This is a genomic window from Moorena bouillonii PNG, assembly GCF_001942495.1.
Classification (GTDB): Bacteria; Cyanobacteriota; Cyanobacteriia; order Cyanobacteriales; family Coleofasciculaceae; genus Moorena; species Moorena bouillonii.
The window spans coordinates 368,410-392,272 of record NZ_MKZS01000001.1; the positions used below are offsets into that span (position 1 = coordinate 368,410).

Annotated in this window: 18 protein-coding genes; 13 read left to right on the forward strand and 5 right to left on the reverse strand. The window is 44.7% G+C overall.

All coding sequences use genetic code 11. The annotated features are described in order from the left end of the window. The first annotated feature begins 11 nt into the window (after positions 1–11). The 4 genes from BJP37_RS38175 to BJP37_RS01600 all read left to right on the forward strand — a co-directional run bounded on the left by BJP37_RS38175 (position 12) and on the right by BJP37_RS01600 (position 5,800). Positions 12–161 (forward strand): hypothetical protein, encoded by a 150-nt coding sequence (locus BJP37_RS38175; RefSeq protein ID WP_158069348.1) that lies wholly within the window; start codon positions 12–14, stop codon positions 159–161. A gap of 44 nt (positions 162–205) precedes the next feature. Then, on the forward strand, positions 206–1,975 hold the full coding sequence (locus BJP37_RS01590; RefSeq protein ID WP_075895943.1) for a S8 family peptidase: 1,770 nt from the start codon (positions 206–208) through the stop codon (positions 1,973–1,975). Then, positions 1,972–2,196 carry a hypothetical protein gene (locus BJP37_RS01595; protein WP_075895945.1) on the forward strand — a complete coding sequence of 75 codons (225 nt, stop codon included), beginning with the start codon at positions 1,972–1,974 and terminating at the stop codon, positions 2,194–2,196. The genes BJP37_RS01590 and BJP37_RS01595 overlap by 4 nt, the downstream gene beginning before the upstream one ends. A 1,078-nt stretch (positions 2,197–3,274) precedes the next feature. Next, positions 3,275–5,800 carry a CHAT domain-containing protein gene (locus BJP37_RS01600; protein WP_075895947.1) on the forward strand — a complete coding sequence of 842 codons (2,526 nt, stop codon included), beginning with the start codon at positions 3,275–3,277 and terminating at the stop codon, positions 5,798–5,800. A gap of 81 nt (positions 5,801–5,881) precedes the next feature. On the opposite strand, the gene BJP37_RS01605 is transcribed toward BJP37_RS01600, so the two are convergent. Continuing rightward, positions 5,882–6,469 (reverse strand): hypothetical protein, encoded by a 588-nt coding sequence (locus BJP37_RS01605; protein WP_075895949.1) that lies wholly within the window; start codon positions 6,467–6,469, stop codon positions 5,882–5,884. Between the two features lie 64 nt (positions 6,470–6,533). Between BJP37_RS01605 and speA the strand changes: the two genes are divergently transcribed. Together speA and BJP37_RS01615 are read left to right on the forward strand one after the other, a co-directional pair. After that, complete coding sequence (gene speA, locus BJP37_RS01610) at positions 6,534–8,669, forward strand: biosynthetic arginine decarboxylase (RefSeq protein WP_143727419.1); 2,136 nt, start codon at positions 6,534–6,536, stop codon at positions 8,667–8,669. Between the two features lie 278 nt (positions 8,670–8,947). Then, the gene (locus tag BJP37_RS01615; protein WP_075895951.1) at positions 8,948–10,057 is read left to right on the forward strand and encodes a homospermidine biosynthesis protein; all 1,110 of its coding nucleotides are present in this window, start codon (positions 8,948–8,950) and stop codon (positions 10,055–10,057) included. A gap of 22 nt (positions 10,058–10,079) precedes the next feature. Here the strand turns inward: BJP37_RS01615 and BJP37_RS01620 are convergent, their stop codons facing one another. Beyond that, positions 10,080–11,120 carry an agmatinase family protein gene (locus tag BJP37_RS01620; RefSeq protein ID WP_075895953.1) on the reverse strand — a complete coding sequence of 347 codons (1,041 nt, stop codon included), beginning with the start codon at positions 11,118–11,120 and terminating at the stop codon, positions 10,080–10,082. Between the two features lie 183 nt (positions 11,121–11,303). Here BJP37_RS01620 and BJP37_RS01625 point away from each other — a divergent pair, with 183 nt between their 5' ends. Then, positions 11,304–11,567, forward strand: coding sequence for a ParB N-terminal domain-containing protein (locus BJP37_RS01625; RefSeq protein ID WP_075895955.1), 264 nt, complete (start codon positions 11,304–11,306; stop codon positions 11,565–11,567). 215 nt (positions 11,568–11,782) lie between these two features. Here BJP37_RS01625 and BJP37_RS01630 read toward each other — a convergent pair whose 3' ends face one another. Continuing rightward, a complete protein-coding gene (locus BJP37_RS01630) occupies positions 11,783–13,018 on the reverse strand; it encodes an RNA-guided endonuclease InsQ/TnpB family protein (RefSeq protein ID WP_081431435.1) in 1,236 nt (411 codons plus the stop codon). A gap of 107 nt (positions 13,019–13,125) precedes the next feature. On the opposite strand from BJP37_RS01630, the gene BJP37_RS01635 reads away from it, so the two are divergent. Further along, positions 13,126–13,575 carry a Dps family protein gene (locus BJP37_RS01635; RefSeq protein ID WP_075895959.1) on the forward strand — a complete coding sequence of 150 codons (450 nt, stop codon included), beginning with the start codon at positions 13,126–13,128 and terminating at the stop codon, positions 13,573–13,575. Between the two features lie 265 nt (positions 13,576–13,840). Here BJP37_RS01635 and rppB read toward each other — a convergent pair whose 3' ends face one another. Together rppB and rppA are read right to left on the reverse strand one after the other, a co-directional pair. After that, complete coding sequence (gene rppB / locus BJP37_RS01640) at positions 13,841–15,235, reverse strand: two-component system sensor histidine kinase RppB (protein WP_075895961.1); 1,395 nt, start codon at positions 15,233–15,235, stop codon at positions 13,841–13,843. Next, complete coding sequence (gene rppA / locus BJP37_RS01645) at positions 15,235–15,930, reverse strand: two-component system response regulator RppA (protein WP_075895963.1); 696 nt, start codon at positions 15,928–15,930, stop codon at positions 15,235–15,237. Before rppA ends, rppB begins: the two co-directional genes overlap by 1 nt. Positions 15,931–16,501: 571 nt before the next feature. Here rppA and BJP37_RS01650 point away from each other — a divergent pair. The 5 genes from BJP37_RS01650 (at position 16,502) to grpE (ending at position 23,768) form a co-directional block, all read left to right on the forward strand. Next, positions 16,502–18,163 carry an efflux RND transporter periplasmic adaptor subunit gene (locus BJP37_RS01650; RefSeq protein WP_075895965.1) on the forward strand — a complete coding sequence of 554 codons (1,662 nt, stop codon included), beginning with the start codon at positions 16,502–16,504 and terminating at the stop codon, positions 18,161–18,163. Between the two features lie 26 nt (positions 18,164–18,189). After that, positions 18,190–21,360, forward strand: coding sequence for an efflux RND transporter permease subunit (locus tag BJP37_RS01655; protein ID WP_075895967.1), 3,171 nt, complete (start codon positions 18,190–18,192; stop codon positions 21,358–21,360). A gap of 201 nt (positions 21,361–21,561) precedes the next feature. After that, positions 21,562–22,035, forward strand: coding sequence for a hypothetical protein (locus BJP37_RS01660; protein ID WP_075895969.1), 474 nt, complete (start codon positions 21,562–21,564; stop codon positions 22,033–22,035). Between the two features lie 16 nt (positions 22,036–22,051). Beyond that, positions 22,052–22,939: a DUF8832 domain-containing protein gene (locus BJP37_RS01665; protein WP_229415156.1), complete on the forward strand. Its 888-nt coding sequence runs from the start codon at positions 22,052–22,054 to the stop codon at positions 22,937–22,939. Between the two features lie 163 nt (positions 22,940–23,102). After that, positions 23,103–23,768, forward strand: a complete 666-nt coding sequence (gene grpE / locus BJP37_RS01670) for a nucleotide exchange factor GrpE (RefSeq protein WP_075895973.1) — start codon at positions 23,103–23,105, stop codon at positions 23,766–23,768. The last annotated feature ends 95 nt before the right edge of the window (positions 23,769–23,863 follow it).

The following is a 23,863-nucleotide window of genomic DNA, read 5'->3' on the forward strand; positions in this document are numbered from 1 at the left end:
GATAATAAGTTATGGGGATAATAGTTGACTTGTCGCCCCATAGCGCCTTGGTTTACTGCTTTTGGCCGTGCTGCATCCCGACTCCCTACTCCCTACTCCCTACTCCCGACTCCCTACTCCCTACTCCCTACTCCCTGCTCCCTGCTCCCTTTGCTATATAAGCTATCGTGGTGATTAAAGACTCGCAAACCAGCGACAGATTGCCATGAGAAAATTTTTGATACTGTGTCTGTTTGTAATAGGGCTGGGTTTTGCCCTGTTTAACTTTAAAGGATTGGCAAATCAGGGTAATTTTGAGTCGATTGTGATCGACTTCCGGGAAGATATCCCAGCTGCTCAACTTAATGAGCAATTGCAAGCGATCGCAAAAGAATACGAGGTTAATCCCCAACTCAATAGTGAATTTTCAGCAGCGGATCACATATATATCCTAAAAGGAGATAAACAACTGCTGAATACCCTGAAACAATCAGGACTATCCCAAGCAACAGAATATATTGAACCGAACTATACCTATAGTGCCTTCGAGGTTCCCAATGACCCTGACTATGGCAAGCAGTGGAACCTGCGCAGCATTAATGTAGAGTCTGCTTGGGATGACACCAAGGGGAGTGGGGTAACAGTAGCAGTGATTGACACCGGGGTCAGCGCAGTCCCGGATTTGAAAGATACTCAATTTGTTGAAGGCTACGACTTTGTCAATGACCGGATTGAAGCATGGGATGATCAAGGTCATGGTACTCACGTAGCCGGTACCATTGCCCAATCTACCAACAATGGTTACGGTGTTGCCGGAGTTGCTTACGAAGCTACCCTGATGCCCCTGAAGGTATTGGCAGCTAGTGGTGGTGGTACAGTGGCTGATATTGCGGAAGCGATTCGCTTTGCTGCTGATCATGAGGTAGATGTGATCAACATGAGTTTAGGGGGGGCTGGTGAAAGCAATCTGATGGCAGAGGCAATCGACTATGCCTATCACAAAGGTGTTGTCCTAGTGGCTGCTGCTGGTAACTCTAACCAAAATGCTGCCGCTTATCCTGCCCGCTATCCCCATGTTATTGGTGTTTCTGCCCTTGATTCCGCAGGTCTGAAAGCTCCCTACTCTAACTTTGGTGCTGGGGTAGATATCTCAGCTCCTGGTGGTAGTGAAAATGGTAAGATTTTGCAAGAGACGATTGATGGAGAGACAGGCACCCCTGTATTTGCTGGCTTCCAAGGCACCAGTATGGCATCGCCTCACGTTGCTGGTGTAGCAGCTTTAATCAAAGCTAGTGGGATTCAAGACCCTGCTGATGTGTTGAATGTACTCAAGCAGTCCACCCGAGCTATAGAAGATGACCCCCTAAACCACTATGGTGCTGGACAATTGGATGCTGGTGCTGCCGTTAAACTGGCTCTGAAAGGACAAATTACCTTCCAAGACTTCTTCCGCTGGTTACGGGATAACGGCTATCTCAATCCTCGCTTTTGGATTGACGGTGGTGTGATCGCCCTGTGGCCAAAGATTGCTATGGTACTAGGTTCCTACCTGTTGGCCTGGTTCTTGCGCAATTATTTTCCTTTTACTTGGAGTTGGTCTCTTGCCACTGGCTTAGTAGCAGGGAGTTCAGGATTATTCTTCCTGAAAGGTTTGTATATATTTGACTTACCCCAATGGCCCTTCCGAGTCATGGGCAGTTCGATTCCAGAATTAGGTAGCGCTATTGGCAGCAGCAGTTTTCTCAACCCTCTATTTGCCAGTGTTGTGATTCCATTTATATTAATCGCCCTACTGTTAGGACATCCCCAATGGAAGTGGTTAGCAGTTGGTTCAGCTCTCGGTGTGGCCAGTTGCCTAGCGGTGAGTGCTGTGGTTTCACCTGAGCTAATCTGGCTTGGAGGCGGGGTTTTGGCTCGGGTGTTCCTGATTGGCAATGCCTTGCTCTGTTTTGGACTAGCGTATTTAGCCGTTCAAGGGGAGAAACAATCAGCATGACGATCAGCATCACAGGCGTAATTGAGCGCAAAGAGATGGGTTCAGGAGCCTGGGCACTGGTTTCTGATTCAGGGGAAACCTACGAACTCAAAAATAGTCCGCCAGAGTTAAAGCAATCGGGACTGAAGGTCACCGTTACAGGAGAAGTGCGAGAGGATGTGATGACCTTTGCCATGATTGGTCCGGTGTTGGAGATCAAGTCCTTTGAGTTACTCGGTTGAGGATCTTGCCTGTTTAAGGAAGACAATCAGGACTTACGCACCAAGAGCCTTACAACCCAGTTTCTGGTTATAAATCAAAGGCTGAAATCGTTGTCATTAGTGTCCATAAGCGCGCCTTGTGCATCAGTCCTAACCAGTTGAGATTCTCCCTATCTCCCTGTTTCCCCATCACCCCATCACCCGATGTTCACTAGCTCCCTAAAAGCTATGCTCAAAAATCATCTACCTATGGAGTGAAACCCCAAGACTCGGTAATTACCGAGTCTTGTCAAAATCTTTACAAAAACCATAATAAAGCTAAAATAATACACCTAGAGCTTCTCCCTAAGACTGACAAACTGCTTAATACCAAGGATTAGGCAGTATTGACCTGAATTAGCAAAGTCGAGGGTCAGGCTTACTAAAATGCTCTGGGGACAGTGATGACACCCCAAAGGAGTATCTTGGGGAAAATTTCAGATGTTAAGCTAGTTGGTAACACGCTTATCATACTATGGATAAATCTACACCCTAATCCTTTCTCCTGGAAACCTTACTGATTCAGTAAATCCAATTCTGGGTATGAGTACCGATTCCCAAAGGGTAAAATAGCTGGTTCCTAACGCAATTTCACCTGTTTTAAGTGCTTAAGACCGTTCATCAGTTGGTGTTTAGAGGGAAAGGAGCAAGCAAACTAATCTATAGAGATGGCTAGATAGAGTGGGTAATACCTTACCACCCAGTGAAAAAAAATCCCCAGCTCACCAAAGTGAACCGGGGGTGTCAATCAGGGTGCATCTACCATTTCACTTTTCTGAAATTGGTGATAGCAATCCGGAAAAATCTGGGTAAAGTGGCACCCAAATGCTTGAATTAGGAAATTTTGTGATTCAAAACAATTAACAGAGTATGCCTTGGAAACCTTAAATAAAAAACGGCATCAATACCATGAGCCAACAAGAATTTTCCCCTAAAGGAATACTCCTCAATAAGCAAATAGTAAACAAATATTCAATATTCAAGAATTTTTAAACCTTCAGCCAAAGCTCGTAACTATGAGCAAAATTGATCCCTTGAAATTGAGCAAAAGTGGGCAACAGTGGCACAGGAATTCCATATCTCCGTAACCCCCTTAGGAAAACATGATGATTATCTGGTGCGCATCGAACGAGTGGCACCGGGAGTCTCATTGGCAGAAGAACAAGTCAGTTGGCCGGTAGAACAATGGTTAACCCAGGCAAAGCAACTGATGAATGACCCCCTATTTAGTGTCCTGCAGGGTAGAGCAGCTGCGGTGGATGGCAGTTTTGCCATGCCATCTTGGGGAGAACCCTACTCTCAATCCTCTTTAAACTTAGTTGCCTTGGGTCAGGAGCTATACAATGCCCTATTTAAAGGAAGCTTGCGCGATAGCTGGATGATGGCGCAAGCGATCGCTCAAAATCAACGGTCGGTTTTGCGCCTACGTCTGGGATTGAAAGGCACAGAATTACCCCGCCTACCTTGGGAAGTCCTCCATGCTGGGGATCGTCCCCTAGCCACAGGAACTGATGTGGCTTTCTCCCGCTACCAGATGACTAAAGGGTTGATTAGACCAGTTCCGAAGCCATTGTCCCCACCGAATCAACCTCTGAAAATTTTGATGGTGATCGCCGGTCCAAGTGATCAAGAAAGTTTAGAACTCTTACAAGAAGCATCTCACCTGAAAGAAGAACTCCGCCATCGTTCACCCAATGGACCCCCAGCGATTCATCTGACAATTCTCGAACAGCCAGGACGGGAACAGTTAACCCAAGCCCTGGAACAAGGAAAATACCAAGTCTTCCACTATGCTGGTCACTCTAACCTAGGGGAATCAGGTGGTGATGTCTACCTGGTTAGTAAAAAAACTGGTTTGACAGAGACCTTAAGGGGTGATGATCTAGCGGGATTGTTAGTGAATAATGGTGTCCAGCTGGCTGTATTCAACTCCTGTCGTGGTGCTCATACAGCTGCTTCAGATACCCAGGAAAACGGTAACGATCAAAATCTCGCCCAAGCACTGGTTAAGCGCGGTATTCCTGGTGTTTTAGCGATGGCAGAGCGCATTCCCGATGAGGTAGCCCTGACCCTAACCAGACTATTATACCGTAACATCAACCAGGGGTATCCCATTGACCTAAGCCTCTCGCGAGCTAGACAAGGACTGATTTCTGCTTATGGCTCGAACCAGCTTTATTGGGCATTACCTGTTCTCTATCTGCATCCGGAATTCGATGGCTTCCTGACCAATGATGACCAAAGTTATGACCGAGCTCAAATATTTAGCCTGCCCGATCCTCCTGGAATGTCTGTAGGGTTAGACCCAGAAGAGGCGTTTTTTACACCACCAGCGGATACAAGTAATACCACATTCTCAGAATTTGAGGAAGAGTCAGCTCTTGTCTCTAGGGCAGAAGCTGAGTATGAGGATGAAAGTCTCACTGGTGTAACACCGGGTTTAGAATCTCATGAACTAGAAGCAGACGATCCCGCTGCTTTCATTAAGGGATTGTTGGATCAGCTGAATAAAGAGGCTCAGGGTGAGGCTCAGGGTGGGGAGTCAACCATTGTAGCATCGAATTTAGAGGGGTTATCGGAAAACCCTTACTCAGAAACTGCTCAGAAGAACCTACCAGTCCATACCCCAAGTCAACTACCTGTTCCTAGGAAAGCAACAGCTGCAACCCTCTCAGCGGCTTTGTCTAGCGAGGGATCAACCCAATCAGCTCCAAACCTTGAGGATACTACAGCAGGACTTGAGGCTAAAAAGGTCACTAATCCTAAACAGAAGGGTTCAAGGTTACCACGTTCACCATTGTGGATCGGACTAGGAGCAACGGGAACTCTTGCCTTAGTACTTTTGGGCGTTTGGTTTTTCCAGAACCCTCCTGGATCTGGGGGAGGGATACAATTACCACCAGGTCCCTCCAAACCTGTTGATTACTCGGATTTGACAAAGCTTGATACCAACATCGTTACAGCGTACGCAATTCAAGCATTCAGTGACGATAATATTATTCGAGGAACAGAAGCTGTAAGGGCATTGCTAGACCGGGGTGCATTACCCGACGCTTCTGCGGCCCTTCAGGAAGTTCCCTCAGCACAATTGAATCAGTCAATGGTGAGTTTCTTAAGAGGGCGTCTGGCATGGCAGTCGATCCAGACCGGCTCGGATGAATACAGTCTTGATGATGTTAGACGTTATTGGGAAAGAGCAGTTAAACAAGATCCTGACTCTTGGACTTACCGTAATGCCCTAGGGTTTGCTTATTACGCTGAAGGCAAATACGAGCGAGCTAACCAAGCTTGGTTAGATGCATTGTACAGGAGTAGCAAAGGGAAATCTACAACAGTTGGATCTGGAAAATCCAGCAATTCCCAAAAATTGAATACCTATGCTGGCTTAGCGCTAGGCTTCTGGAAATCGGCTCAAGAACAAAACGGAGCTAAGCGGGCGAATTTGTCCAAAGAATCCCTGAAGCTACGGCAACATGTGATCACCAATGACCCGATTAACTTCCAACCTGATGCCTTGAGCAAGAACTGGCTTTGGTCACAGCAAGGGATTAAAGATTGGCAATCACTGTTAAAGGTTAGAAACTAGAACAGACGGTTAACCGTCAACGGTCAAGAGTGAACTAAGGGCAAACAAAGGCAACATTAAATCAGCACTAGCCTAGGGTGATTATTGATCCCGCATCAAGGAAGACAGAGAGCGGCGCTTACGCATATCCATCATGTTGGCAAGAGTCTCGTCTTTAGCATTGGTTTGATCAGTAGGCTCCGGTGGCAAAACCGTTACCTCGGTCTGTTGGTCATCGCTGCTGTTTTGTGATGGTGGTAATAATGGTACTGATTTTACTGGTTGTTGTTTGCGAGTTGCCTTACGGCGTCTAGAATTACGGCGTCGCCTTCTACTGCTGACACTAGATGTTATCGGTCTTTTGAGTTTGGTTTTCCGGCTTGAAACTTTTAGAGCTTGAGTAAGCAATAAGCAACCACTGGCGCAGCCTACAGCAACAACACCAAACAAAGACAGAGGCACAGCCTCTTTAGCCGCTGATGGCCGCAGTTGGGCCAGAGCTGGTTGTGGATTATTGGCTTCTTCTTCAATCGGTCCAGGATCAATCAGACCAATAGTTGCTATGCTACCGGCTAAGACCATAACAACCCAAAGCCCAACCCAAACAGCAATCTGATGATTGTATATTAGCTTTTGGATGGACTCGAAATAATCTTGCTTTTGAGCCTGATGACCTGATGGTTTAGACATCGACGCTCACGATTAGTTAAAAAACACGCTGACGGCATTTTAGCATGGCTAGTCAGTTCGACCAATGTCTTTAAGGAGGTTATTGGTGACACTACAGCGTAAATCCCAGTTTCAAGAATATTTAACCCCTGAGACTACTACTGAGACTACTACAGGGATCTCGACTCAAAATCCTACAGATTATGGTGTTAAGTTGATCAACTCATCCCGTTCTCAAATCCCTAACCATAACCAAGATCAGAAGACCTCTAAATCTTGGACAATTGAGAAAAGTGAGGAGCTTTATCAGATCCAAGGCTGGGGAGAACCCTACTTTGCCATTAACACTGCTGGTCATATCATGGTGTCCCCTAAAGGCAATGGGGGCGGCTCGTTGGATTTGTTGGAACTGGTAGAATCCCTTAAGCAGCGCAACTTGGGACTACCATTATTAATCCATTTTTCAGATATCTTGGCAGACCAAATAGCGCAATTAAACGCCTGTTTTGCCCAAGCCATTACTCGCTACAAATACCCTGGTCGTTACCAAGGAGTCTTTCCGGTTAAATGCAACCAGCATCGACATGTGGTAGAGGATGTCGTGTATTTTGGTCAACCTTATCAATTTGGTTTAGAAGTCGGTTCTAAACCTGAATTGATGATTGCTCTAGCAACATTGCTCACGCCGGATTCCCTAATTATTTGTAACGGCTACAAAGACCGGGAATATCTTGAAACTGCCGTTTTAGCTAGGCGATTGGGACATAATCCGATAATTGTCCTAGAACAGCTAGAGGAAGTGCAGCTAATCATTGAGGTGGCGGCTTCGTTAGGAGGCATCACACCAGTGCTGGGGGTGCGAGCCAAACTGAGTACACAAAGCATGGGTCGTTGGGGAAACTCTGTAGGAGATAGAGCTAAATTTGGTCTGAAAATTCCAGAAATACTCCAAGCCATTGACCAGCTACGGGAGGCTGGAATGCTTGAGTCATTGCAGCTGTTGCACTTCCACATCGGCTCTCAAATCTCTGCCATTAGCGTAATTAAAGATGCTATTCGCGAAGCCAGCCAAATTTATGCTGAGCTCAAGGGATTAGGGGTGAATATGCAGTATCTAGATGTAGGAGGTGGCTTGGCAGTGGATTACGATGGCTCCAAAACCAACTTCCATGCCTCCAAAAACTACAACATGCAGAACTATGCTAATGACATTGTGGCTGCGGTGAAGGAAGCTTGTGAGGAACATCAAATTCCAGCACCAACACTGATTAGTGAAAGTGGTCGTGCGATCGCATCCCACCAATCAGTCCTGATCTTTGATGTTTTGAGTACCAGTGATGTCGAAGCTCAATCCCCTCCACTGGCAACGGAACAAGACCATCTAATTATCCGAAATCTTTGGGAAACTTACTGTACTATCGACCTTGAGAATTACCAGGAAGCTTATCATGATGCCATCGAGCTTAACCAAGAAGCAAAAAGCCTGTTTAGTTTAGGGTATCTGAGCATTACTCAGCGGGCTAAAGCCGAGCAGCTTTATTGGGCGTGCTGTCAGAAGATTCAGGAAATTATCAGGACACAAGACTATGTTCCCGATGATCTAGCAGACCTGGAAACGATCATGGCATCAATTTACTATGTCAACCTATCAGTCTTCCAATCAGTGCCAGATTGCTGGGCAATTAACCAGCTATTTCCGATTATGCCCATCCATCGGCTGGATGAAGAACCAACTCAAAGGGGTATCCTGGCTGACCTTACCTGCGATAGTGATGGTAAGATTGACCAATTTATTGACCTGCGGGATGTTAAATCGTTGCTGGAACTACATCCTTTGCGCAAAGCCGAGGAGCCAGAGAGAATTTCCAATTCCAAATCCCAAATCCCAAATCCCAAATCCAAAGAACCCTACTATTTGGGTTTCTTCCTAGTCGGTGCCTACCAAGAGATTATGGGGAATTTACACAATCTTTTTGGTGATAGTAATGCAGTTCACATCAAATTAAGCCCCAGAGGGTATGAAATTGAACACGTGCTTAAGGGAGATACAATTACGGAAGTTTTGGGTTATGTGCAGTATGATGCTGAAGATTTGGTGGAAGGTATGCGCCGCCTCACAGAACAGGCGTTGCAAGAGAACCGAATTACTTTGGCAGAATCTCAACGGCTGCTGCAAAATTATGAGCGTAGTTTGAGGAGTTATAGCTATTTGAGTTGCTAAGCTCAGGATTTACCCAGTAACTCGAATTCTAGCGAAAGCTAAAAATTCTAGGGTTTGGTGCTCAGCTTTGGTGCTCAGTTTTGGGTAAGTCCTGCTTAAGGAAAGGATTTCATTGTACTCGCTACAGCCAAAGCGATGGATATATGATTGATGGCACAGAAAAGCCCTAAGGTAATCTGTGCCATGAAGTACGAACCATTAACCTTGACAGTACAGAATGTTTATCCTTAAGTTAGAACCGTCGTTAAGTGCAAGTTTTACCGAGTGATTTAACTAACATGCCCACCAAAGAAAATCGCTTTTTGCAAGGGCGTAAAATCGCTCCGAGTCCGATTACGGCAGGAATCCCAATCACAGAGTTGATCGACCAGACGTTTCTAGCCTACAATTCCGGTCGGTTACGAGAAGGCTGCCAATTATTGGTAGAGCGGATGTTGCAGCCAAACGTAACGGTGGGTTTAAGTTTGACAGGAGCATTAACCCCTGCAGGCTTAGGAATGGCGGCAGTGATCCCATTGATGGAGGCAGGGTTTGTCGATTGGATAGTATCTACAGGAGCCAATCTCTACCACGACACTCATTTTGGTATCGGATTGGAACTTCATCAAGGGCGGCACGATATTAGTGATGTGGTATTGCAGAAAGAAGGAGTTGTCCGGATCTATGACATTTTCTTCGATTATGACGTGCTGCTATCAACGGATAAGTTCTTTCGCCAGATCATTGAACAGCCTGAGTTTAATGGTCGAATGGGAACGGCAGAGTTTCACTACCTCTGCGGTAAGTACATTGCTGCACGGGAGCAGACATTGGGACTGGAAAACCAATCCCTGCTGGCGGCAGCTTATCGGTTAGGAGTCCCGATCTATACCTCCAGTCCTGGAGATAGTTCGATTGGGATGAATTTAGCAGCGCTAGGGTTGCAGGGCACCGGACCAGTCATTGATGTGTCCTTGGATGTGAATGAAACCGCAGCAATTGTGCTGGCAGCTAAAAACAATGGGGGAGCCAGTGGGATTTGGATCTTGGGAGGTGGCTCGCCGAAAAATTTCATGTTGCAGACGGAACCGTATCTTCAAGAAGTCTTGGGTATTGATGAGAAGGGGCATGATTACTATCTTCAGGTAACTGATGCCCGTCCAGACACAGGGGGTTTGTCAGGAGCAACCCCATCGGAGGCGGTCTCTTGGTGCAAGCTTGACCCACAAAAGTTATCAGAAACGGTAGTGGTTTATTGCGACTCGACCATTGCTATGCCCCTACTGACAGCTTACTGCCTAGCTAAGGTAGCGCCTCGTCCTCTAAAACGCCTCTATGACCAACGAAAAGCTTTACTGGAGCAGTTGCAAGAGGCACATTTGGCTACCCAAGCTAAAGCAGTTAGATAAAAATTTAGTGATACTGGTTTTTTTAGCAATTAGTTGTATACCTAGTTAAACAGGCAAGCTTGTACAAAATTCTAGCCCCAACATTGCCATCCCACTCATCTCCAGAGTCTCCGGGAGCAACTTCGCACAGATCAAAACCAATAATAGTTTTTCCAGCTTTGACTAGCGATCGCAGTAAATAAATTGCCTCGTTAAATTCCAATCCTCCTGGCACAGGAGTACCTGTATGGGGACAATAGGTGGGATTCAATCCGTCAATGTCAAAGCTAATATAAACTTTATTAGGTAAATTAGCAATAATTTCCTGGCACTGGGCTGCCCAGGTTATACCTTCGTAAGTGTTAGCTTTGAGCTGCCAGTCATCAAACACTACAATCCGGCGATCGCTATGAGCCCAAGACATTTCCTCTTCACAAACATCTCGGATGCCAACCTGAACTAAACGATTAATCTGAGGTAGGCTCAGGGCATTGTACATGATCGAGGCATGGGAGTAAGTAAACCCTTCATAGGCTTGCCGGAGATCGGCATGGGCATCAATTTGTAAAATGCCGTATTCCTGGTGTTGCTGTGTTAGGGCTTTCATTAACCCAAAAGGAACACTGTGATCGCCACCAACAATGGCAACCAGCTTGCCTTGTTCCAGCAGTTCCAGTGCCTGAGTGTAAACCGAGTTGTTGAGAGCAGCACAGGCTTGATTAACGATGGCTAACTGTTTTGCGATCGCATTATCATCCACATTGCCACCAGCTTCTAAATACTGAATAATCTCTTTAGCTATCAACCTCATGGCACTATTTTGGTCTTGGATAGCTGAGTTAATCGGTATAGTTCCACAACTTGTTTGCCAAGCTTGGGGTACATCAAAGTCGTACCAATCTAACTGTACGGAAGCTTGTATTATCCCTTGGGGACCGTTTGCTGCGCCCTCTCGGTAAGATGTGGTCACGTCCCAAGGAACAGGCAGAAACACGATTGATGCCTCTTCAACCGAATAGGGCAAGCCAAAGAAGCAGCCATTGGGCACAGTAATCTCATTAGGATTAAAAGTGGCTTGATTCATGAGCCCTTGGTTAATTTTTCCTATTCTACCCGAACCTCGTCCCTACGGGAATCCTGGTATTAGGGATTAGCAATGCTTAGATTAGGCACACTTACATTAGGTACTAAAACCCTTAACCCAAGCCCTAACCCCTAATCCCTAACACTATTACCATCAAAACTAAATTGAAAAATTACTAGCACTATGGTAGATATCAAAGAAATTCCCCTAGAGCAAATCCGCCGTCCTCTACCACGACAAAATGATCCAAACAAGGTGGCGGCGCTAATGGAATCAATTGCCAAAGAGGGTTTGCTCGAACCCATTGATGTGTTAGAAGTAGATGGGCAATACTATGGTTTTTCCGGTTGCCACCGTTACGAAGCACACCAGCGTTTAGGAAAAAAAACCATTAAGTGCCGCGTGCGTCGCGCTCCTCGGTCGGTCTTAAAACGGCATTTAGCGTGAAAATTAGCAATTTTGGGACAAAAATAGGTTCATACCTTGGGTGAATTCCCAAGTAAACCCTAATTGCTTAAAGTTAAGGTGTTTAAAGCTTACGGTCACCACTAGTTTTTGCTAGGAACCTTTAACTATGGAAACCGTTCTACCTGTCAATATTGGTATTGTTGACATCCTCCCGCCACTAAGCTACCGCTATTATAGTGGGGGATTCCCAAACCTCACGATTTAGGTTTCTGTTTCCTTCCCGTTTCGGCAAAGCCGTTCGCGTAGCGTGGCCTACGGCCTCCGCTACGCGAACGGGATTTTCGCAACTGCCCTTCAACCTTATGGTTGTCAGGTCTTATGTTCGCTCCACAGACTGACACGGCAAGTCCTGCCGCCAAAATATTCTGACTCGCGTTGATATCACGGTCATGGATAATCCCACATTCAGGACACTTCCACTCCCTAATATCCAACGGCATTTTATCAACGATATGCCCACAGTTTCCACATCTTTTAGAACTAGGAAACCATCGGTCAATCTTAATTAAGTCTCGACCATACCACTGGCATTTGTAATCCAGTTGTCTAGTTAATTCCCCCCAACTAGCGTCGCTAATAGCAAGGGCAAGTTTATGGTTCTTAACCATGTTTTTTATAGCTAAATCCTCAACGACAATCGTTTGGTTTTCGCGTACCAGTTGAGTAGTCAGCTTATGCAAAAAGTCTTTACGGGTATCAGTTATGTGTGCATGTACTTTAGCTACTTTTAGTCTAGCTTTTTGTCTGTTGTTAGAACCTTTCTTCTTGCGAGACAGGACTTTTTGAACACGTCTTAATTTCTTGTGTAACCGCTTAAAGTGCTTGGGATTAGTAATCTTTTCTCCGTCACTAGTAGCGATCAAGCTATTTATTCCCACATCCAAACCGATAGACTTATCAGTTTTTGGAAAAGGCTTAATAGTATGGTCATCTACCAGAAGAGATACATACCAACGTCCTCTAGCATCCAACTTGACAGTAATAGTAGAAGGAGTGCAATTTTCAGGTATTTGTCTACTCCATCGGATTGGCAAGTGCTCAGAGCATTTAGCTAAAAATACTTGCCCATTCTTCCAACGGAAAGCAGACTTAGTAAATTCAGCACTACCGCCATTATGTTTCTTTTTGAAATTGGGATATTTAGCACGTCCTGCCCAGAAATTCGCAAATGCTTTTTGAAGGTTCCTCAAGCCTTGTTGAAGCGGTACACAGCTAACCTCATTAAGGAAACTAAGCTCTTCTTGCTTTTTCCAACTTGTTAGCATTGAGGATGTTTGTGCATACCCAACTCGTTCTTGATTCTCATACCAAGCTTGAGTCCTAGCAGCTAAAGCCATGTTGTAAACCAACCGAGTACAACCCAGTGTCCGTCGCAAGAGAGTTTCTTGCTCGGTCGTTGGGTAAAAGCGATAGCGATAGGCACGTTGAATCATACTCACATTATACACCACTTATTGTGAAGTCATACAAAGCGAGCAGGGCGGCGAATCCTGCTCACCGTTAAGCTTCGCGCTTAACGGGAGTCTCCACGCCGAAGATAGATGAACAAGACCGCAAAGAGATTGCTGAGGGACTGTCTCGTCTGCTAGCGGACACTTATACCCTATACCTGAAGACCCATGCGTTCCACTGGAATGTTACCGGACCAATGTTCAACTCCCTACACCTGATGTTTGAGCAACAGTACAATGAGTTGGCTTTAGCAGTGGATGCGGTAGCAGAGCGGATTCGTACCCTAGGCTATCCTGCTCCTGGTAGCTACAGTCAGTATGCGCAATTATCCTCCATTCCAGAAACCAGCGATGTTCCGGAGGCTGAGGAAATGGTGCGCTTGCTAGTGGAAGCGAATGAGGCAGTGGTAAGAACTGCACGGTCTGTTTTCCCAGCGGCTGAACGTGCTAACGATGAGTCCACAGCTGACCTGTTGACCGAACGGATGAGCATACATGAGAAAACGGCTTGGATGCTGCGCAGTATTTTAAAATAAGCTTGTAATTATGTACATAGATCCCCCCTAGCCCCCCTTAAAAAAGGGGGGAATTAGATTCAAAAGTCTCCCTTTTTTAAGGGAAACGGGGGATCTGAATCAGGGATTAACAAAATTGACATGCTCCCAATATGAAGGATGAAATAGTTCAATTTATCGGTTGTTCAACAACTGGTATGTTTTGCTCTATATGTATTCATCCCTAACTATTTATCTTTGTTCCTTTCTCTTTCATACTTTATCCTTTAGGTGAAGCGGTCAATACTTAGGAATTGGACTGAAAAACAATTGGAGCCCTAAAGTGTTCCTGATCAAACGAAGTAACTGCCTTGGGTAATCGAAGAGTAAATCTACTACCAACACCTCGTTCGCTGTATACTTGTAAGCTACCGTGGTGGGCTTGAGCGATCGCATAAGCAATTGCCAGCCCTAATCCGGAACCTCCTGTGTGACGAGAGCGATCGCAATTTACCCGATAAAAGCGATCAAAAATTCGCCCTTGGTCTTCTGGGGCAATACCAATCCCCGTATCTTCTACCTGGATCACCGCCTGTTGGTCGCTCTTGTCTAAAATAACAGTTACTTTACCACCCACAGGGGTGTATTGGATACCATTAATAATTAAATTAGAAACTAAGCGATAAAGCTGCTCAGAATGACCCACAACCTCCAGAGGAGTTTGCACTCGCACCGAAGATGTCAACGTAATCTCGGCAGCGATTGCCAAGGCTGCTAATTCCTCAACTAAATCGCTAACCAGGTCATTGAGACAGCATGTCTGGTTACCCACAGATGCCGGTTGTCTATCTAAGCGAGACAACAACAACAAATCCGCAACTAACTGACTCAGCCGCTGATTTTGACGTTCAACAATTTCCAGAATGTTTCGTGCTTCAAGTTGATCCAAGCTAGGCATCAAAAGCCCCGATTCAACCGTTGCCAGTGTCGCAGCTATCGGTGTCCGTAGCTCGTGGGCAGCATCAGCGGTAAACTGTTGAATCTGTCTATAGGATTGGTAAATAGGTTCCATTGCCAACCCTGCTAACCACCAACTCCCGCTGCCGACTAAGATCATTGCCATTGGCAGCCCTAATGCCAAGATTAATTTTACCGTATTGAGGTAGTCGTTGAGGTATTGGAGAGAGTGCCCCACCTGCAAATACCCCCAATCCCGCTGATCTTGAGTATGTAGCGATAGAGAAATTTGATGATAAGAGTTGCCCTTACCATCGGAAATGGTTTGCCAAGGTGCTTGATTAAACACGTGGGGTAATCCCTCTGGGTAAGTGCCTGCAATGGCAATTAAACGTCCTGAGGTATCAAATAGCCGGATGTAGTAGTGACCTTGGCTAAGAGCACTGAGGATGTGGCGCTGGGAACTCACCAGTGGTTTAGCACAGTTAACTCCAACGATACACAGATTCGGTAAAAGTTCCCCAATTATCGGCTCTACCTGTCCAGGTTCCTTGAGTTTCCATTCGAGACTATCATGGAGTGTCCCCGCAACGGATTTTAACTCCCGGTCTGAAGTGACTAAATGGGTATGAACGATCCCTCTGTAAACACCAAATCCCAACAGGCTCAAAATAAACCCCATGACGATGGCATAGGAAAGTGCTAATTTCCCACGAGTCTGGTTAAATAGCCTATTCTGATTCATTATTTTTTCAAATTGAGACGATACCCCAAACCATGCACAGTTTCAATCGGAATGCTGGAGTTGATTGATTCAAGTTTTCGACGTAGCAGGCGCATTTGAGCTGCCACTACGTTACTAATCGGTTCTGCATTCACTTCCCAAAGTTGATTGCGAATTTGGTTGGTGGTCATCACCTGATTCGGATGCTTCATGAAATACTCTAAGAGCTGGAATTCTTTATTCGTGAGTGGAATGTCGAGTTTCTCACCGTTAGCAGCAAGACGATGAACCGTTCGGTTACCATAGTCTAAAATAAGCTCACCCACCTGGAGTTGTTGGGGCTGGAGTAGGGGTGTTCGCCGGTGCAAGGCTCTAACTCTTGCTAGCAACTCTGCCATTCGGAACGGTTTCACTAAATAGTCATCGGCTCCCGTATCCAAACCCATCACTCTATCTTCCAAGCGGTCTTTTGCCGTTAGCATCAAAATAGGTAAGGGATTATTACGATAGCGTAACTGACGCAGTAACTCTAGTCCCGATAGCCCTGGCAGCAACCAGTCGAAGATAGCTAGGGTATATTGGGTTTCGTGGTTGTTTAAATAACCCCAAGCGTCAGTGCCGTTAACAACCAAGTCCACCACGTACTTTTCTATATTTAACGCTCGCTTAATTGCAGCACCCAAGTCTGGCTCATCTTCAACTAGCAGTACTCTCATCTGTCTTTTCCCGCTGGATACTTTGTCTATAGTAGCGATATGCGGGAAAGAAAGCGGGGCAGGGTGTAACTTTCCAGAGGATAAATTGGCTTAAAGCTGCACGAAGCTATAGCTAATGTATGTCAATCCTAATTATAAAACATAGATTGATATAAATATATGTAATCAAAATGAAATTGTGACAGCCATTAACAAATATCAAAAAATCAATTTCCGGCGTTGCTGATTTTGGGTATGGTTTCGCCCCCCTAGCCCCCCAATTCTGGGGGGAACAAAACTATCAAAGTCCCCCAAATTTGGGGGATTTAGGGGGCTTTAACAAAACCAGGTGATCGCGCATTCATTCCTTAATTCAGCAACGCCCAATTTCCTACTCTCAGAAGCTGAAGGCTTACCAAAGTCCTAACAAAAATAATTTCATCAATACCTAACATTTCATCCTGATTTCATATTTGCTTGTGATACTGAATCAAGACGACAGCAAATGACCATCCTGACATCTTAGGTGTCTGGGTGGAGGCTATGGTGACTACTTGCACCCTCTGCTGAGCATAAAAAGCACTGATCCATTATGCACAAGACAGAAACAATCCTGGCTTCAACGTTTACCTTTTTGCTGCTGATAGCGATCGCACCAGTTGCTGTTTTCGCCCATGCCGGGCATGGTAATGAGTTCCAAAGCGGAACCGAAGCCACGAGCAATCCGGAAGGAATTAAGGTAGATGCGACAACCGCTAGTCAAATTGGGATTAAACTCCAATCCGTCTCTAGGCAGTTTTTGGATATTGGTATTAAAACCACCGGGCAAATTGAAACCCAGCCCAACCAACAGGCGCAAGTAACAGCACCGATTCCCGGTACAGTTGCTAAACTTTTGGTCAAACCAGGTCAGAGGGTCAAAAAAGGTCAAGCGGTTGCTGTCATCTCTAGCTTGGAGTTAATTGAATTGCGGGTTGAGTCTCTCGACAGACTGACTGAAGCTAAGGCAACATTGGGAGAAGCTGAGGCAAATCTCGAACTAGCTAGGGAAAATTTAGAACGTCAGCGTCAAATTGCTGCTGCTGAAATCGATGAAGCTGAAACTCAGCTAGCAGTAGCCCAAGAAGAGTACGATAAAGACCTAGCATTAGCAATCGAAGGTGCTCTGGCTCGACGTCAGATGCTAGAGTCGAAAACTAAGCTAGCAGAGGCTAAAACCTTACTGAAAAGAGCATTTAGCCGTCGGGACGTTCTGGAAGCAGAAGCAGAACTAAAACGGGCTCAAACAGCGGTTAAGGCTGCCAAATCTCGGGTTAAACTGAGCGATACTACCTACAAAACCCGACTGCAACAACTTAGTAATTCTGCTAATGAGCAAGGAAAGGTAACGGTGCTTACTCCAATTTCCGGTAGAGTAGCGCAGTGGCAAGTAACCTTGGGTGAATCCTTTGAAGACGCAGGTGGGCAACTGATGACGATTGTTAACAATAATCAAGTCTGGGCAACTGCTAATATTTATGAAAAAGACTTATACAAGGTAAAAATAGGTCAAAAGGTCAGATTAGAAGTTTCTAGTCTGCCTAATCAGACTTTTACAGGTCAAGTTACCCAAATCGACCCGATAGTGGCAGGTCAGACACGAGTAGTGCCAGTTAGGGTAAGGTTGGATAATCCTGGAGGGCAACTAAAACCAGGAATGTTTGCTCAATTAAAGATTTTGACTGATAAAACCAGTGTAGCTACTTTAGCGATTCCTCAAGATGCTTTGGTGGATGCTAATGCTAAGCAACTGGTTTATGTAGAAAATGGTCAGAACTTCTATGAACCTGTAGAACTTACTCTCGGTTCAACTTTTGGGGATTTGGTGGAAGTCAAAAATGGTTTATTTGAAGGTGACCAGATTGTGGCTGAAGGGGGGGTGATGTTGTACGCCCAATCCTTAAGGGGTGGCTCTAAAGCTGATCACCATGAACATGAGCAAGAAGAACATAATCATGAGGCAAAATCGACTAACGTTAATGTTTCTAGCCTACCCTGGTGGTGGGTTTTGCCTGTAGGAGGGGTAATTACAGCTGGTGCTTTTATGCTGGGACAGCGCACTGCTTCACAATCAAGACCAGCACCTATAGAAATTTCAGATGAACTGACCAATAATAGCTATCATGCCACTGCTGGTGTAAAAGGAAATGGTCAGAGCAATGGGGATGGCTATTTAGATTCGGCGATTCCTAATCGTTTCGTAAACAAGCAATAATCAGCAAGGCTATAGGTAAGACCAACATGCTTAACTCGATCCTGAAGTGGTCTATTGCTCGACGCTGGCTAATTGTAATTGGCGCTATCATCGTCACAGTTTGGGGATTTCGCATTGTTTCCCAAATGCCCTTAGATGTATTTCCGAATTTTGCTCCTCCCCAAGTTGAAATTCAAACGGAAGCACCGGGATTGGCTCCAGAAGAAGTGGAATCTCTAGTCACTTTGCCTGTCGAAAGCGCGATCAATGGTATTCCTGGATTGACTACAGTACGCTCGTCTTCGGGAGTAGGCATTTCCGTAGTAAAAGTTATCTTCAAATGGGATACTAATATCTATCAAGCTCGCCAGTTAGTAACTGAACGGTTACAACAAGCTGCTGCCAGATTACCGGAAGGAGTAGAATCACCACAAATTTCTCCCCTTTCCTCGCCCATTGGAACCATTCTTTCTTACGCTTTTACCATTGACGAAGATGTAGAGACCGGAGATGTCCCCTCTAAAATTGACCTAATGGCTGTGCGTCGATTGGTTGACCGAGATATTACCAACCAATTATTGGCAGTAGCGGGGGTAACTCAGGTAATTGCCTATGGGGGAGATGTGCGTCAGTATCAGGTACTGGTTGACCCTGCCAAGTTAACCGCTTTTGATGTTTCCTTAGCAGAAGTTACCGAAGCAGCAGCAGCAGCAAATACTAATGCGGCGGGTGGCTTTCTGATTGGCCCAGACAAGGAACTATTAATTCGAGGCATTGGACGAGTTGAGTCAATCGAGGATTTAGAACAATCGGTGGTAGTAGCACGTAATGGCACACCAGTGCTGCTTTCTGATCTCGCTGATGTCCGCATTGGTGCTGCCTTGAAGCGGGGTGATGGTAGCTTGGATGGGAAAAAAGCGATTGTGGTGCTAGTTAACAAACAGCCCCTGGTTGATACTCCTACTGTTACTAAAGCTGTAGAAGCAGCAATGGAGGAAATTAAAGGGGGTTTGCCGGAGAATGTCAAGGTTACTGTTACGTTCCGCCAGTCCGATTTTATTGATTCCTCAATTAAAAATGTCAGGAATGCCCTACGCGATGGCATCATCATTGTTTCTATTATTCTGTTTCTGTTCTTGATGAACTGGCGCACTGCCATTATTACCCTCAGCGCCATTCCTCTGTCTTTGCTGATTGGGATGATGCTACTCAATCTCTTTGGTTTGGGAATTAATACCATGACTCTGGGAGGATTAGCTGTAGCGATTGGGTCAGTGGTGGATGACTCGATTGTGGACATGGAAAATTGCTACCGAGGATTACGGAAAAATCAGCAAGCAGGAAATCCTATCAACCCTTTACAGGTGGTTTATAACACTTCCGTGGAAGTGCGAGTTAGTGTGCTGTTTTCTACAGTAATTATCGCTGTAGTCTTTGCACCAATTTTTACCCTTACTGGTGTTGAAGGTCGTATCTTTGCACCAATGGGAGTAGCCTATCTAGTGTCAATTTTTGCCTCTACATTTGTAGCCCTGACCCTGAGTCCAGCTTTGTGTGCTTTCTTGCTTGCTACTGTACAGTTACCAGAAGAAGAAACTTGGGTAGCGCGGTTTTCCAAAAAACTATATCAGCCATTAATTCGGTTTTCTATTCATGCTCCCAGTCTAGTTTTGCTAACAGCAGTAGCAGGGTTTGTGGCTTCTCTAATTATTTTTACCTCTCTAGGACGAGTCTTCTTACCAGAATTTCAGGAGCGATCGCTTGTGAATGCTTTCACTCTTTATCCCGGTGTCTCTCTGGACATGACGAATCGGGTTGGCTCAGCCATGCAACTAGCTCTTCAAGATGACCCCCGGTTTGAGTCAGTGCAATTACGTTCAGGGCGTGCTCCGGGTGATGCTGATGCTGGTAGTGTTACTCTCGGTCATTTGGATGTGGAAATTTCAGAGGAGGGGATGAAAGACCGAAAAGCAACGATTGAAAAACTCCGTGAGGAATTTGCCAAGTTACCGGGGGTAGCCCCTAGTATTGGTGGTTTTATTTCCCACCGCATGGATGAAGTCCTCTCAGGAGTCAGGAGTGCGATCGCAGTCAAAATTTTTGGTCCGGAACTCTCCGAATTACGAACTATTGGTGCTCAAGTTCGAGATGGGATGCAAGATATTCCTGGTGTGGTGGATCTAATTCTTGAACCCCAAATTCCGATCAAACAGGTGCAAATTACGTTTGACCGCGCTGCTGCTGCTCGTTATGGTCTTAGTGTTGGTCAGCTTTCAGAAATTGTTGAAACTGCTCTCAATGGTAGAGTTGTCTCGCAAGTACTGGAAGAGCAACAGTTATTTGATTTAGTAGTATGGTTGAAAGCCGAATACCGCAATAATCTTAATACCATTAGCAACCTGCTAGTTGACACTCCCACGGGTACTAAGATTCCTCTTGCCCAAGTTGCTCAGATTAGTTATGGTAAGGGACCCAACACCATCAACCGCGAAAATGTTTCTCGTCTGATTGTGGTCTCAGCTAACGTTGCTGATCGAGATTTAGGTAGTGTAGTTGAAGAGATTCAAGCCAAAGTCAAGGAGAAAGTACAATTACCTTCCGGTTACTTTATCCAATATGGAGGACAGTTTGAATCAGAACAACGAGCATCTCAAAATTTACTAGTATTCGGTACTCTGGCACTGATTGTGATTGCTGTTTTAATGTACTTTGCTGTCAAGTCAATTTCAGCAACAGTAATGATTATGCTCAATCTGCCTCTAGCATTAACTGGGGGAATTTTTTCCGTTGCCCTCGGTGGTGGTATTCTCTCTGTTGCTTCCATGGTAGGGTTTATCACTCTCTTTGGTGTTGCTACCCGCAATGGTTTACTTCTGGTAGATAATTACAACAATAAATTGGCTCAGGGAATGCCTTTAAATCAAGTTATTATTAACGGTTCAACGGAACGGTTAGTGGCAATTTTAATGACGGCATTGACTTCAGCTTTAGGGATGCTTCCTCTCGTAATTGGCACGGGGGCAGGGAAAGAAATTTTACAGCCATTGGCAATAGTTGTGCTGGGAGGATTGTTTACGTCTACAGCTTTAACCTTATTGGTATTACCAGCTTTGTATGCTCAGTTTGGTCGCTTTTTCAGATCTAAACCAATCACTCCAGAGATTTCACCTGAAGACTTAAATTCATCATTTAAAGGTGGTTCAGTGGTGGGTCAATAGGTAAGCTATCAGCCATCAGCTATCAGCTATCAGCTTAGTCAGTGTCAACTGTTTTACTGGTTATCTAGCAATTCTCTTTCCCATCAGGTACAAAGGGATCCCCCTAAATCCCCCTTAAAAAGGGGGACTTTGAGGTTTATAAGTGTACCTCATAGATGCAATAAACGCTATAAACTAAATTAGTTTGAAAGGAGTAAAACTATGGGTTCATGGTTGCAGTCAAGTTTAATTGTTCTCTCTAGTGTGGGATTGATATTTATAGCCTCCTGCGGCAATAGTACGAAAGATACTACTCAAACTACCTCTTCAGAAACTGTCACCAAAACTGAGAAGGTTGATTCCTCTCCCCATGATCACAATCACTCCCAAGGTGGTCAAGTGATTGAATCTGGTTCTTATCATTTAGAGTTGTTACCTATCGTAGAAAAACAGGGAATTCACTTAGACTTTTTCCTACAACAGGGTGAGGAACACAAAAGTGTATCTAATGCCAAAGTAAAGGCTCAAATCCAGTTACCAAATGGTGAGCAAAAGAATCTAGATTTTAGCTATGATAAGGCTGGTAAACATTACGCTGCTTTTTTACCAGGGAAAGCTACTGGGGAATATAAGGTGGTCATTCAAACTGACATTAACGGTAAAAAAATCAACGGTCGCTTTTCCTTTAAACAATAAATATTGAATAACTTTTGTGGGTAAAGACATCATGAATCGTTTGGTTAGCGCATTACTAGTTAGTTCTACTTTATTGCTGGCTCAAAGTTGTTCAACACTAGGGCAATCTGGAGATGCATCTGTTGAGGGAGATAAACACCATGGTCACCATAATCACAATGAGCATGGTCATCACCATGGTAGCCATGGTCACGTAAATAAACCATCTGTAAATACTAAAGCTATACTAACGACTCCCTCAACAATTAATTTAGATAAACCAAATAATTTGGTAATTGATATTCAAGACTCTGAGGGAAATGCTGTTCCTGATTTTGATGTTTTTCAAGAAAAATTAATGCATTTAATTGTAGTCAGTGATGATCTTGATTTTTACGATCATATTCATCCTGATTACAAAGGGAATGGACGCTTTGAAGTTGAAGCTAATTTTCCTAAACCTGGTAATTATACTCTTTTTAGCGATTACAAACCAACTGGAAACCCAGAGCGAGTTTCTGTAGTAAAAGTAAAAGCACCAGGAACTATTTCATCTCTAAGTGATATAGAAATCAAGAATGTAAAAGTATTTGGTAATACTAAGGTTGAGCTGAGTTTTGATAAACCAAAAGTTCAGGCTAATGAGGAAGTGATGATTAGCTTTAACTTAAAGAATGCTGCTAATAATAATCCGGTGACTGATTTACAACCTTATTTGGGAGAAGCTGGTCATTTAGTAATTGTTAAAAAATCAGAATCTATAACAGCATCTGATTATATTCATGCTCACGCACTTCCAGGTAAAACTACTGAACCGATACGTTTTGCTACCCAATTTCCTGAAAAAGGCACATATAAAGTGTGGGGTCAATTTAAGCGTAATGGTGAGATTGTAACCGCTGATTTCTGGGTAAATGCACTTTGAGCCAATATCTAATTTGGTAAGCATTCAGCAGTTGGCGATCAGCGATTAGCTGATCGCACTTACCAATAATCACAATAAGGGATATGATAATTACTCTACTGGAGTTGATCAGATTTATACATCTTCTCCTGTCATCCTTTATCCTTGATAAGTCAGCCTGGAAATGACCGAGTCTTCCTATCCCAATTACAGTGAACAGTTGCGACAACTTATGGCAAAAGTGGGTATTCCTAGTTTTAGGCAACTCAGTCTCAGGGCTGATGTTTCGGAGTTGCAAGTGAGGCGTTTGCGGAAAGGTCAGGTGTCGCAGATGCAGCTAAAAACGCTGCTGAAACTTGCTGAAGCGTTGCAGGTGTCGGTGAATCAGTTACTGGTTATGTTTTTGCCAGATTCTGTTTCTACGTCACAGGAGGAAGACTCAACATTAAAGCAGGAGTACCAGCGTCTGGAACAGCAGTTGGAACAGCAGCGCGAAACTTTAATGCAGGAGTTTCAGCAATCTAGTTTACAAGTGCTAGAATCCTGGCTAGTCCAATGGCCCACTGCTGCTTATGCGGCACAACAGAATGAGCAGTTACCAGCTGTGAGATTATTGCCTCTGGTAAAGCCAGTGGAACAGTTGCTAGAAAAATGGGGTGTGGAAGCGATCGCATCTGTGGGGGACGAACTCCCTTATGATCCACAACAACACCAACTCATGTCAGGCACTGCTCAACCAGGTGATCGGGTTAGGGTACGTTACACTGGCTACCGCATTGGTGATAAGTTGCTGCATCGTGCTAAAGTCAGTCCAGCTAATATAGCAAAGGGAGTAGGGAGTAGGGAGTAGGGAGTAGGGAAGAGGGAATAAAAATTATCACAATTACTACACGGATTGCTATAGTAGTAAATTAACAATTAATTAAATTTAGTCATTATAAAATT

Bases quoted from the DNA above. Each gene is read 5' to 3' on its own strand.
- BJP37_RS38175 (WP_158069348.1), top strand. From the start codon at position 12: ATGGGGATAATAGTTGACTTGTCGCCCCATAGCGCCTTGGTTTACTGC.
- BJP37_RS01590 (WP_075895943.1), top strand. From the start codon at position 206: ATGAGAAAATTTTTGATACTGTGTCTGTTTGTAATAGGGCTGGGTTTT.
- BJP37_RS01595 (WP_075895945.1), top strand. From the start codon at position 1,972: ATGACGATCAGCATCACAGGCGTAATTGAGCGCAAAGAGATGGGTTCA.
- BJP37_RS01605 (WP_075895949.1), bottom strand. From the start codon at position 6,469: ATGTCTAAACCATCAGGTCATCAGGCTCAAAAGCAAGATTATTTCGAG.
- speA (WP_143727419.1), top strand. From the start codon at position 6,534: ATGTCTTTAAGGAGGTTATTGGTGACACTACAGCGTAAATCCCAGTTT.
- BJP37_RS01615 (WP_075895951.1), top strand. From the start codon at position 8,948: ATGCCCACCAAAGAAAATCGCTTTTTGCAAGGGCGTAAAATCGCTCCG.
- BJP37_RS01620 (WP_075895953.1), bottom strand. From the start codon at position 11,120: ATGAATCAAGCCACTTTTAATCCTAATGAGATTACTGTGCCCAATGGC.
- BJP37_RS01625 (WP_075895955.1), top strand. From the start codon at position 11,304: ATGGTAGATATCAAAGAAATTCCCCTAGAGCAAATCCGCCGTCCTCTA.
- rppB (WP_075895961.1), bottom strand. From the start codon at position 15,235: ATGAATCAGAATAGGCTATTTAACCAGACTCGTGGGAAATTAGCACTT.
- rppA (WP_075895963.1), bottom strand. From the start codon at position 15,930: ATGAGAGTACTGCTAGTTGAAGATGAGCCAGACTTGGGTGCTGCAATT.
- BJP37_RS01650 (WP_075895965.1), top strand. From the start codon at position 16,502: ATGCACAAGACAGAAACAATCCTGGCTTCAACGTTTACCTTTTTGCTG.
- BJP37_RS01655 (WP_075895967.1), top strand. From the start codon at position 18,190: ATGCTTAACTCGATCCTGAAGTGGTCTATTGCTCGACGCTGGCTAATT.
- BJP37_RS01660 (WP_075895969.1), top strand. From the start codon at position 21,562: ATGGGTTCATGGTTGCAGTCAAGTTTAATTGTTCTCTCTAGTGTGGGA.
- grpE (WP_075895973.1), top strand. From the start codon at position 23,103: ATGACCGAGTCTTCCTATCCCAATTACAGTGAACAGTTGCGACAACTT.